General features: G+C 33.6%; 12 protein-coding genes and 2 pseudogenes. 1 reads left to right on the top strand and 13 read right to left on the bottom strand.

The annotated features are described in order from the left end of the window. Nucleotides 1–386 precede the first annotated feature (386 nt). From JCM9152_RS20345 to JCM9152_RS20330, 4 genes are all read right to left on the bottom strand, one after another. Nucleotides 387–866 (bottom strand): GNAT family N-acetyltransferase, encoded by a 480-nt coding sequence (locus JCM9152_RS20345; protein WP_148296562.1) that lies wholly within the window; start codon nucleotides 864–866, stop codon nucleotides 387–389. A 303-nt stretch (nucleotides 867–1,169) separates the two neighbouring features. Beyond that, entirely contained in the window at nucleotides 1,170–1,394 is a 225-nt protein-coding gene (locus JCM9152_RS23570; RefSeq protein ID WP_235715785.1) for a GNAT family N-acetyltransferase, read from the bottom strand. A gap of 362 nt (nucleotides 1,395–1,756) precedes the next feature. Then, nucleotides 1,757–2,401, bottom strand: a complete 645-nt coding sequence (locus JCM9152_RS20335) for a uridine kinase family protein (protein WP_035347493.1) — start codon at nucleotides 2,399–2,401, stop codon at nucleotides 1,757–1,759. Nucleotides 2,402–2,555: 154 nt separating this feature from the next. Next, on the bottom strand, nucleotides 2,556–3,212 hold the full coding sequence (locus JCM9152_RS20330) for an HAD family hydrolase (RefSeq protein WP_035347491.1): 657 nt from the start codon (nucleotides 3,210–3,212) through the stop codon (nucleotides 2,556–2,558). Nucleotides 3,213–3,439: 227 nt separating this feature from the next. Here JCM9152_RS20330 and JCM9152_RS20325 point away from each other — a divergent pair, with 227 nt between their 5' ends. Further along, nucleotides 3,440–4,015 (top strand): CBO0543 family protein, encoded by a 576-nt coding sequence (locus JCM9152_RS20325; RefSeq protein WP_052016253.1) that lies wholly within the window; start codon nucleotides 3,440–3,442, stop codon nucleotides 4,013–4,015. Between the two features lie 180 nt (nucleotides 4,016–4,195). Here the strand turns inward: JCM9152_RS20325 and JCM9152_RS20320 are convergent, their stop codons facing one another. From JCM9152_RS20320 to JCM9152_RS21635, 9 genes and pseudogenes are all read right to left on the bottom strand, one after another. Beyond that, the gene (locus JCM9152_RS20320) at nucleotides 4,196–4,654 is read right to left on the bottom strand and encodes an ASCH domain-containing protein (RefSeq protein ID WP_035347488.1); all 459 of its coding nucleotides are present in this window, start codon (nucleotides 4,652–4,654) and stop codon (nucleotides 4,196–4,198) included. 22 nt (nucleotides 4,655–4,676) lie between these two features. Continuing rightward, nucleotides 4,677–6,554, bottom strand: coding sequence for a ribosomal protection-like ABC-F family protein (gene abc-f, locus JCM9152_RS20315; protein WP_035347486.1), 1,878 nt, complete (start codon nucleotides 6,552–6,554; stop codon nucleotides 4,677–4,679). Between the two features lie 182 nt (nucleotides 6,555–6,736). Continuing rightward, on the bottom strand, nucleotides 6,737–6,865 hold the full coding sequence (locus JCM9152_RS23875; protein WP_304503411.1) for an RAxF-45 family protein: 129 nt from the start codon (nucleotides 6,863–6,865) through the stop codon (nucleotides 6,737–6,739). A 160-nt stretch (nucleotides 6,866–7,025) separates the two neighbouring features. Beyond that, nucleotides 7,026–7,412: an ACT domain-containing protein gene (locus JCM9152_RS20310; protein ID WP_035347484.1), complete on the bottom strand. Its 387-nt coding sequence runs from the start codon at nucleotides 7,410–7,412 to the stop codon at nucleotides 7,026–7,028. A 147-nt stretch (nucleotides 7,413–7,559) separates the two neighbouring features. Then, nucleotides 7,560–8,308 (bottom strand): annotated as a pseudogene (locus JCM9152_RS20305) (aminoglycoside phosphotransferase family protein). A gap of 213 nt (nucleotides 8,309–8,521) precedes the next feature. Continuing rightward, a complete protein-coding gene (locus JCM9152_RS20300) occupies nucleotides 8,522–8,902 on the bottom strand; it encodes a VOC family protein (RefSeq protein ID WP_035347482.1) in 381 nt (126 codons plus the stop codon). Nucleotides 8,903–9,116: 214 nt separating this feature from the next. Next, complete coding sequence (locus JCM9152_RS20295; protein WP_173402091.1) at nucleotides 9,117–9,749, bottom strand: YdcF family protein; 633 nt, start codon at nucleotides 9,747–9,749, stop codon at nucleotides 9,117–9,119. Between the two features lie 94 nt (nucleotides 9,750–9,843). Further along, nucleotides 9,844–10,598, bottom strand: a pseudogene (locus JCM9152_RS20290) (class I SAM-dependent methyltransferase). A gap of 276 nt (nucleotides 10,599–10,874) precedes the next feature. Next, a partial coding sequence (locus tag JCM9152_RS21635) for a 2'-5' RNA ligase family protein (RefSeq protein WP_052016252.1) occupies nucleotides 10,875–11,314 on the bottom strand: 440 nt, incomplete at its 5' end.

The raw sequence follows: 11,314 nt of genomic DNA, 5'->3' as shown, positions 1-11,314 counted from the left end.
CTTAGCTAGAATCTCTCCAAATATAATTGAACGCTCCTCTTCTAGGTCTTATGAACCATTAAGCTTAAAGGTAATTTATTAAACCGCTTCGTAATTGGACAAGAGTGGTAAATGATATTCAATCAATTCTCACGTTTGATTAAACTAACCTACCTCTGCCCCCCAACAAAAGCTGCCTAAACAACATCTCTTGTTCTGAAATATTGCACTCATTACGTTAAGTACAAATTTTTACGACCAAATTGTGAGGGTATTTTAATGATAAAGGGTTCATTTCATTTTCCTTTTATATCTTAATTTGTATCCTATTACTATAATTCCCTACTTTGTTAGTATCATTAATTCAATATAAAAAGCGATAATCCTTCTTGGATCATCGCTTCTTGTTACTTTAATAACATCGTAATTGAATTTCCTTCTTTTTTAACCTCTACAAAACCAAATTTATGATATAAATTTACGGCATCAGTATTTTTAACATCTACACTTAGCGATAATGCGCTATAGTCATTTTTTGATTGTTCAATAATCGTATACATTAGTTTAGTACCCAGACCTTTTCCCCTTGCTTCTTTAATTACAGCTATTCCTAACTCCGGTGTAGTGTCATTCACATATCCATACCCACGTTCTTTAATGTTAAACAATCTATGCCATACCGCACCTACTGGAGTTCCTTTATTATCAACTGCAATTAACGCTCTATCTCCTTTCCTCCCCCAGTTTTGATGATATTTTTTTAATTCATTGGTATTAAGAAGCTCGTTAATTGGAGGCTTTTTCTCCTTCTCTATGTAAATGGATTCATATAGCATTTCTAACAAAAAGTCCTTTTCATTTTCTGCTAAATACCTAATTTCAAACACATACATTCCCCCTAATCTAAGCGTTACTATATAATCAAATGATTATACCACCATAAAAGAAAATTCTTACTAAAGGATCCTGCTTCATTAGTACAAGTTACGAGGTGTCAGATCTATTCTACAGTCGCTATCCAATAGTTAAAGAAGGCAAAGTCCTATTTGCTTTCTAAAAAACCCTACTTGAAGGTTACCATTTCCAACCTAAAATTTATTAATAAAAGAAAAGATTTGTTCATATTTGTGCTTGTGAAATACATTTATTTGTTAGTACAAAATAGGAGGCGTCGGATCTTAACTGGAGTATTATATTTCTCCCATTCCCTTTATTTGCATAAATAAGTCAGGTTTATCAAGTGGAGCAAAACCAAATTTCGCATAAAATGAGTGTCCATCATCAGTACTTAACATAATTCTGCGAATATTTAATTCTTCATAATTAGTGATGATATCAAGCAACCAATCCCCTAATCCTTTCTTCCTATACGGAGTTAAGATAAACACATCTTGCAAATAAGCATGGGTAACCAAATCAGAGGTGACCCGTGCAACCCTATTTGTTTCTTCTTTCTATCAATAGGGTCTATATAATACAAGCCGAAACAAAGAGTAGAATGGTTTATTGATTTAATCACATCTTCCTTAGAAATTCCTTTTGACCAGTAGGATTCATTGCTCAAAAAGTTATAAATAACATCTAGCTCTAAATCAGTTTTATCAATCGTAATAAGATAATCTCCATTTTCCCAACTTTTCTTAACCAAAAGTCTCACCTCATAGCATTTTGAATTTTACAATCCTGTCCCTTTAGCATATAACGCCAATTCCATTTATTTTAAACCGGCTCTCCGTTGTTGAACGTTGCAACAGCCGTCATAGGTTACCTAAAATCATTAGGTTACCTCTATTTCGCATTTTTCCAAGATAACTTCTTCATTTGAGTTTTTTATAACAATATCAAAATTCTTATGATAAGCGTGCATAAATAAGTTATATTGAATTCTACGCTGTTCATGAGATTGCTTTATATAGTTAAAATCTGTTTCTCTTTCAGAAACATCACGAACTCCTCTTCTTATTAACTCAGTTTCCCCATCCGTATATAAATAGATAGTTAAATCAAACAATTTGGGATTTAGAAATGCAACACTCATGCCCTCTACAATATTTATATTATTTCGTGAAGAAATTAACGTACTCTTCAAGTAATGGGTATCTATTGTATAAAAATCTAAATCTTCTTTAATCATCTTTATGTCTCTTTCCAAAGCTAACAAATTATGAGCCGCAGGGTGACACGCTGTCATTTTATACGAATACTTTTCATTATTATATTCATAATCTATAGTCGTGTACTTCCTTACATCTGTAATAATATATGGATCAGTATTTATATAATTCACATCATTCCCCAAGAATTTCACAAGGTTATTTGCAAAAGTTGTCTTACCAGAAGCACCATGTCCCGATATACCAATTATCATTTTTCCATCTCTCTTATTTATTAAATTGGCTAACTTATGTAATAGTTTTTTCAAAATTACCCCCACATTTCACTTTACTATTCTGCTTCTTTAGCTTAACACTCATTTCCTTTTATTAACATAGGGAAAAGCATCCCCAGTTGAAAGAATGCCCGTTTCAGCAAAATTAGAAAAAACAATAAAAGACGGTCATTGGACGGTTCTGGTTTTAGGATAACAACTTAGTTAATTGTTTCGGACTTTTAAATAAATAATTTGGATTTAAGGGACACAACCTCTCCATTTTTCCTTCTCCCCAAAGAGCTGCAACACTTATCATATTTGCGGAATGTGTAGCTTGAATATCTGTTGGTTGGTCTCCAATATATAAACATTCAATTGGCTTAAGATTAAGCTTTTCAGCCAATTGTAGTAATGGAACAGGACTTGGTTTAAATTCGTAACAATCTTCCTTTCTCATAATCACTTCAAAAAAGGGAAATAAGCCAGTGTTCTCTAATTCCTTTGTTGCATTGTTTTTTAGTTTAGCTGTAACCAGACCCAATTTATATCCTTTATTCTTAAGTCCTTGAAGCATTTCCTTAATTCCTTCATATTCTTTAATTTGGTGATGATACTTGCGATAATAGCCTAATGTCTCTGCTATAATCTTCTCTGTCTCTGTTACCGTTAAAAAGGGAAATAAATCATTTAATGCATTGAATGGCTTGCCTAATAGATACTGCTTGTCACTCTTGGTCAATTCTTTGTTTAATATTTTCTGTATTCCATAATTATAAGACTCCGTTCCTAACCATTCACTGTTGATTAAAGTTCCATCTAAATCAAATAGTACTCCTTTAATTTGACTACTCTCAAATACCATCTCAGCTCAACCTCTCTCTTCTCATCTAAACTCTTCTCAATAACAATATTCAACTATAAGGTTAGAAAATCCTTCTTGCACTAACCTGCACCAATAGTTGAATAAGCAACTCATCTTAGCGAGCATTTATGAGTAAATAGAATCAAACTGGGGGAGTTTAAGAATATATAACGAAAAATTGTTTATTATAAATTACATATGCAAATGGACTTAGAGGGAGTGTTCCAATGGGAGATTTAACACAATTATATGCTTTATCAATAAATCCAAGTTGGGATGAACTAATTAAACTGCGTCAAAAGACAAGAGATATTCTAATTGAATATTGGTTAACTGAAACTGTATTTTCATTTAATTGGTGGTTTCTTTTGACATCTACAATTGTTTTTATCATAATATGGTTAATTATTTTAGATAAGACAAGAATTATTGAAATTGCATTCTTCGGTCTGTTAGTTGGCTCATCTACATTTATCTTAGATACAATTGGTATCACGTTAGTATTATGGTCTTATCCAGATAGAGTAATCCCCATTTTACCGCCAATAATCGAAATTCACAAAGTTCATTTACCTATTATTTATATGATTATTTATCAATATGTCGAAAATTGGAAGTTTTTTCTCTTATCAGTAACAATTGCTTCTTTTATTTTTTCTTTCGTGTTTGAACCACTGACTGTATCGTTGGGGATATACGAAATTTATCACTGGAAGTACATATATTCCTTCCCTATTTATATTTTAGGCGGGCTTATAATACGGTGGATGGTACTTAAAACTAAACAAATTGAAAGAAACTAGGTTTAAGCATTCTTGCTTATAAGGGTGCTTTTTTTACTATTCTGCCCAATCGTTGAAGAAGCGACAGAACTGTTGTACTATCGCTCCCTTCGTATTATAAGGTTAGCCAGATATTTCTGGTTGAAGTTCGATCCTTCACAATGTCTTTTTATTGCTTATGTTTAGTAACAAAATATCATTTTATTTCTTATACACTACCTTAAATCGTTCACATACAACTCGTATTTTATTATGGAACTCTTGATTCAGCCCTTCAAATTCTTTCCTGAAAAACTCTTCATGAACCTCACGCCAATACACCAATGTGCGGTCACCTTCGCCCTCCAAATATGCGTGTTCTGCTGAAACTTCATCGAAAGGAACGATTTCTACTGAGGTAGTCTCTGCTATTGCAGCTGCATTTCCCTCTCCATCAAGAATAATATTAAGAAGACCAACCTGTGGTAATTTTTCTTTTTCCAATTCATATAACTTGTAATTTGATGCTGTCGCTGTTTTCGTTCCTTCTAACACTAATTTTGCAAGTTCATCAGCCATTTCTTTTGAATCTCCGAAGGCCCATGCAACATAGGCTTTTGGAGCGTTTGGATTGTTTTTTTGGTAGTCCTCCCACATATGTTGAATAGACTCATTTTTCATATTATATCAACCACCTTTCCTTTTAATTTTCTAGCTGATCACAAAGTTTTTCCCATTCTTGCTCTAAGTCTTCTCTTTCCTTGTATAACTGTTGGAGTAATTCCAATTCTTCAACTTCCAATAACTTTTTGTCTAACTCTGCAATTCTTTCCTCCAATGTGACTAAATCCTTTTCCAATTTTTCATTGTCCGTACGCTTATTCTTTATCAGCTCATTTTGTTGTGAGGGAATTTCTTTCTTTTTCACCGTTTTAAACTGTACTTTGTCTTCTCTTAATGTAGTCATCTTTTCATTGGCCCACGTATAGTTACCTAAAAAGCAATGGACCTTCTTTTCTTCTATCCAATAAATCTTCCCAAATAACTTGTTAAGAAAATAACGATCATGAGATACCGTTAATAAACTACCTTTAAAATCCTCAAGGGATTCTTCCAATACTTCTCTTGATTCAATATCTAAATGATTCGTTGGTTCATCTAAAATTAACAAATTAATGTCTTGGTACATCAATTGGGCTAACCTTAGACGCATCCTTTCTCCCCCGCTAAGCTGAGAAACTTTCTGAAAGACCGTGTACCCATAAAACATAAATCTTGCTAAAATATGTCTTGCCTCTCCTTCTGTTACTTTCACTACATCTCTAAAAGCCTCTATAACGGTTTCATCCTCAATAGAAGAGAAAATACTTTGAGATAGGTATCCTATTTTAACATTACTACCTATCCGCACCTCTCCTTTGTCTGGATATAGTTGTTGGAGAATTAATTTCAGTAATGTGGATTTTCCTGTTCCGTTTTCTCCTATAATGGCAACTCGATCTTGATATGAAATATGCATATTTACACCCTCGAATAATAGCTTGTCGCCGAAACATTTCGAGACATCTTTAAGCATAATAACATCATTTCCACTTCGATCCGAGGTCTCTATCTCTAGGTTCATTTTCTTCCGATTTAAAATGGGACGAGTTAACTTCTCCATTCTCTCTAACGCTCTTTCCATGTTTCTTGCTCGTCTATGAAGATCAGCATTTGGTGGATTAGCTCTGTTTGCCCAATCTCTTAACCGTTTAATCGCTTCCTTCATCTTTTTTATTTTCTTTTGTTGTTCCTCATAGGCTTGAAATTCCCTTAGAAGCTTTTCTTCCTTTTCTTTTACAAACCCTGTAAAGTTGGTATGGTACGTAGTTAATTCTCCGTCTTCCAAATCAATAACCTTGTTAACTGCTTCATCAAGAAAATAACGATCATGTGAAATGACAAGCACGGTCCCACTATATTCTCTTAAAAAGGTCCCAAGCCATTCGACTGCCATTAAATCTAAATGATTCGTTGGTTCATCTAATAATAAAAAGTCAGGTTGTTTTAATAGCATCAGGCCTAACCCAACCTTTGTCTTTTCCCCTCCACTTAATCGGGAGAATGGCTGATCCATTAAGAGCGGAATATTTAAACCATTAACTACTTTTTCAATATTAGATTCTATTTCATAGCCACCACTATTCGCATATTGGTCTTGTAATTCCCCATATTCACTAATGAGATTTTGGAGTTTATTTGTGTTCACTTCCATTCCCATTTCAGCCTCTAGCATTTTCATCTTTTCTTCCATTTGAAGTAAAGGGGAGAACGCTGACTGTAATACATCCTTTGTCATTGTGGAATTAGAGTAATCTGGGATTTGGGTAAGATAACCAATGGCAGCCCCTTTTTTCCAATGTATTTGTCCTGTATCTGGTGCCTCCTCACCAGCGAGCAAACGAAGTAAGGTTGTTTTTCCGCTACCATTTCGGCCAACTAGACCAACCCGTTCTTTTTCTTTTATTTCAAAGGATATATCTTCAAAAATAGAATTTCCTCCATACATCTTGGCAATTTTATTAACGCTACATATAATCACATTTATTCCTCCTTGAAAAGATACTAAAAAGCCATGAGAAGACATATCTTCCCATGGCTAAGCTGTCATAGAACGCCAAAGTCAATCGATCCGCGTTCTATTCCATTTAAAAAAGGAGAGCATGAAAATGCTCTCCTTTAACCGTCCACTACCATGTGGGTTAAGAGATGTTTTTCACTGTTTTAGTTTGCTATTGAGTTGCTAAAAAAGGACACACGTATCCCGTTAACAACTACAGCAGCAAATTTTGCACGGCAAAAATAAAGGAATTTAACCCAAAATCCGCGCACTAAAACAGCTTGATTCAACATCTTCCCCACCTCCGTTCCATTAAAGTTATCTATATATTACCACTTAGAAAAGGATTAATCAATTGATTAACCACCTCTTTATAAATTCACAAAGCTGCCTGTTAGTAAACTAGCGACTGCTGCTGTTCAGCAATCGCACCCTTTTGTATAATAAATTTTTTTAATGATCGCTAAAAGTGTGACCTTCACTCTCTAATACGACTTTTGCCTTTTCAATTGAATGGCTTTTAATAAGTAAGTAATCGGTATTAAAGGTTGAAATAGCAAAAATACTGATTTTATTTTCGGCTAATGTATTCGCCAATGAAGATAATATTCCAGTTAGGCTAAAGTCTAAAATCCCCTCTACTTTTATACACTTCCAATCATGCTCAATATCTGTAAATACTTCGTTTTTAGATATACATTTTGATGGACATACAATAGATAATTCCTCATTAGTTCTAGTAATAGAAAACGTATCGGATTCTAATGCCCACAATGGTATTGTTTCAGTTGGAGGAAATTTCACAACGGAAAAGGTTGGATCTAAAATGTTTAATTTCATATTTTGAGAACTCCTTTTAAAATTTATTTTATCTTACTATCCTATCCCCAGCTCTTCTTCACCAAGCTGACTTTAAGTGAAAAGGCGACTGTTTTTATTAAACAATCGCTCCCCGTTAAGTAAAGTTACGCACATAGTACTCTCACATTACAATGGACAGTAGTGACTTATAATCTCCATAAGTCGTTCTGAATTCTCCGATGAGACATTTTCAGATAACCTTGCTCCAGCAATGATTGGAGCCCATTGGAAAACTTCTGAACTTAGAAGTCTACTCTTTTCACAATAAAGTCGCAAGTACATATTTGCTAATTCAGATGAAAATTGAGAGTATAAAAGATAGGTTCGATATACATCAGCACGAATATCCCCTGCGCTCGAATCAACCCAATCTATCACGACCACTTGGTTTTCTGTCTTAATCAAATTAAATAAATGAAAGTCCCCATGGCAGAGCTATTCTCATATGTCATTGACTCCAATTTCTTTAGCAAATCATTCTTTTTCCTTTTATCTAACTCATTCACACTCTCAATTTGACGAAATAATTTATCAGACATTGGTTCGATTCTATCTGGAATGATACTGTGAATTTCAAGTTGCATATGAACTGAAATATCCAAATAATATTCCGTTTGTTCCTTATCTTTGAACATTAAATCTCCTAATGTTTCTCCCTTTATATATTCCATTATGATGGCTTGTTCTCCATTTATCTTGGTTACATCTAATACCTTAGGTACAGGAAGTCCACATGAATACGCATATTGTTGTTTATTTGCTTCGTTTATAGATTCGGTATCCGGCAAAAAGTCGTTAAAAACTTTTACTATTTTGTTCTCTGAAAGATAAATTTTTGCAGTATTCCCGATCGCTATTGGGTTACCTAAAATCATTGGGTTACCTCCCTACATTTTTAATTATCCTTCGTTCGTGGAATTAAGCGAAGGGAAAAACGCTAATTCACCATTCGCACCATTGAGCTTAATATTTATCAGTATCATTTTCCCCTAACTCTATGTTTAAGAAACGCCCGCGTTAACAATATGAAAGCTGCCTAATCTGGCAGCTTTTGAATAACAGAATAGATTAATTTATCTCCATTTGTATTACTTTTTTTCCATTACAGCGAAGTAATTCTCTTCATTATCTGCAAAGTTAAATACTCTACCCGATGGCATATTTACAATTTCTCCTACCGTGATTTCTTTCTTTGTCAAGTCACTGTGTAATTGTTCGAGATTCTCCGAAAAAAACATTAAAGATGGTGTATCAAGATTTAACCCTGGAGACATTTTAGCTACGAACTCCTTACTGTGGAGAATGATGGTGGTTTCTGCTTCCTTTTTTGGTGCAATTTCAATCCATCTCATTCCTTGACCGTTATTTTCTTCAGCAATCACAGTAAAGCCTAACTTTTCTGTCCAAAAATTCACTGCTTTATCTTGATTATTGACATACAACATAATTTGACCAATTTTACTAAACATTAGTCCTTCCACTCCCTTATTAGTAGTATATTAATATTCTTTATTTGTAGAGAATATCCTTCTTCAACGGATCTACCTCGTTAATTTAATAAAAACGGCGATAACCTTTATTCAGCTATCGCTCTCCGTTCGTAAAACAAAGATTATTTAACATTTTCATCAAAACTTTCCCCAATCGGTGTAACAATCCTATCCATACTGATTGTTGTGAACTTTATATATTAGGGTGTTCTGTTGTCAGTTCAATATAATCGTCAACAATAATGCCTTCTTTAATGTATTTTATTAATTTTCTCGATTCTAGCTCTACTCTTTTTCTAGCATTAGGATTCTTAAACCAGTTGTTCATTCTAGTTGTCTGATCATTTACAGGACAAAGAGTATATTCAATCCAATTAGGCATATATGTTTTAAGCGTTAAATAAAATCTACGCATATGAAAAATTGTAGTAACAACAATTATACGTTTAATATTATTTAAATAAAACGCTCTATCCAAAACTAGCAATGAAGATAGTACATTTTCTTTCGTATGCAGTGATAACTCTTCAACTATAATGTCATTTTCAGGAACACCTTGTTCAATAGCCTTTTGTCTTAATAATTGTGCTTCTGATAAGCTTGAACCTTTCCAAGTTACTCCACCAGAAAATAATATCTTGTCCGCTCTACCTTCATGATAAAGTTGAATAGCTTTAGGTAAGCGGTATTCAACAGCCTTACTACTCCCTGGAACAAAAATTAAATCACCTTTCCTATTATCATCCTCCAAATTTTTGTAAAGAAGTTCTGTCATTTGCAAGTCGGTTAGTTTATCAGGTTCTATTTGAGATATTTTTATTAACATACTTCACCTCGATAATGGATTGGTAAAAAAGATTATTACACACACATTTTATTCAACAATGACTACCTCAATCGGAAATATATATTTAATCCATTTATTTTTTTAACTTGAAAACAATGAAATCAGCACATCTAAAATCTTCTTCAAATGAAGGATATTTTCTTAGCATCTCTGGTGATGGCTTTGGTTCCTCAATACTCTCTATAACAAAACCCGTTTTGATTAGAGTGTTTATATAACTTGTTAATGTCCTATGGAAGAATAACATTTGCTCTTTATCACCTAACGTTGTTCATACATACCTTCATAAAAATATTTATCTACATTCCAGTGCAGCTTTTCACCGCTCTCTGTTTTCTCCCAACCACTTTCAGGAGTAACGAAACAAGGATGCAGTATCGAAAATAGAAAAGTGCCTCCATTTACTAATAAACGGTACATTTCTTGAAATGCTTTTTCATAATTCGCAAGGTCTTGAATAACCATATTGGACACGATTAAATCGAAACTTTTATGTTCTAAAATATTCAAGTCCTCACAATTACCATGCCTGTAATCAATGGGCCATTCTTTTGGTGTTCTTTCTTTAGCAATCTCTAACATTCTTGCAGAGTAATCTACTGCTGTCACTGTGGCACCAGACTCGAATAACATCCTGCTAAGATACCCTTCCCCACACCCTGCATCTAGAACTTTTTTATTTTCCACATCCTCCAAAAGTGAAAATAGAGTGGGGTTTAACAAGACTTCTTTATGAAGGTCACCTTGTTCGGAATGGCTTTTTGAGTATTTATCTGCAAAGGCATCCCACCTTTTAATTGCTTCTTCGGTCCCTACATTTTGTATCATTCTTAATCCCTCATTCCTTTTGCATTACATCGATTTCTTTTATTACTAACCTATTTTAAAGAGTCCTGACTGTTCATGTAAAAAGAAGTGTCCAGCACTACCCGTTAGCTTAATTAAGGCTATACAATATTGACATACAATCTAATTAACTATTAAATTGCTCGCTTTCCCTATATTTATATCAATAAGTCAAGCTTATCAAGTGGAGCAAAACCAAATTTCTCATAAAATGAATGTCCATCATCAGTACTTAACTGAGGGAGTTTGAGACATTTTTCACAAACGCTTTGCAAATATAGTCTTGCTGCTATGTATACCATCAACAAATTCTATTTTAACAATACCTATCTCTGTAATTTGCCCATCAAATGGTTGGAATTGATTTAAACAATGTTCGAATGTACGTAGTAATGAGTCTTTGTTTAAACCGATAGCAAAGGTACAATGGGGAATCCAACATTCTGGGAAGTACAGTTCATTAGCAAATTTATGATATATTTTTAATTCTTTATAAAATTGACGATGGGTTTCAAATAAATGTGAAGTAACTGTAGGTGCAGAAAAGACAACAGCAGGCGGAAATGTAGACAATACGTTAAAGTTCACATTAATTTGAGAAAAATCTTTTGTAGCAGTTTTAAAGGATTCAATAAATTTTTCAACAGGAAGTTCAGAGTCAAATACTGCAAACGTTATATGTGGTCGAAATTTTTGGG

This window comes from Halalkalibacter hemicellulosilyticusJCM 9152 (genome assembly GCF_000513115.1).
Taxonomy (GTDB): Bacteria; Bacillota; Bacilli; order Bacillales; family Bacillaceae_D; genus Halalkalibacter; species Halalkalibacter hemicellulosilyticus.
Note: the sequence above shows the minus strand (reverse complement) of the source record. Positions and strands in the feature narration are given on the sequence as shown.

Bases quoted from the DNA above. Each gene is read 5' to 3' on its own strand.
- JCM9152_RS20310 (WP_035347484.1), bottom strand. From the start codon at position 7,412: ATGAAATTAAACATTTTAGATCCAACCTTTTCCGTTGTGAAATTTCCT.
- JCM9152_RS20330 (WP_035347491.1), bottom strand. From the start codon at position 3,212: ATGGTATTTGAGAGTAGTCAAATTAAAGGAGTACTATTTGATTTAGAT.
- JCM9152_RS23875 (WP_304503411.1), bottom strand. From the start codon at position 6,865: ATGTTGAATCAAGCTGTTTTAGTGCGCGGATTTTGGGTTAAATTCCTT.
- JCM9152_RS20325 (WP_052016253.1), top strand. From the start codon at position 3,440: ATGGGAGATTTAACACAATTATATGCTTTATCAATAAATCCAAGTTGG.
- JCM9152_RS20300 (WP_035347482.1), bottom strand. From the start codon at position 8,902: ATGTTTAGTAAAATTGGTCAAATTATGTTGTATGTCAATAATCAAGAT.
- JCM9152_RS20320 (WP_035347488.1), bottom strand. From the start codon at position 4,654: ATGAAAAATGAGTCTATTCAACATATGTGGGAGGACTACCAAAAAAAC.
- JCM9152_RS20295 (WP_173402091.1), bottom strand. From the start codon at position 9,749: ATGTTAATAAAAATATCTCAAATAGAACCTGATAAACTAACCGACTTG.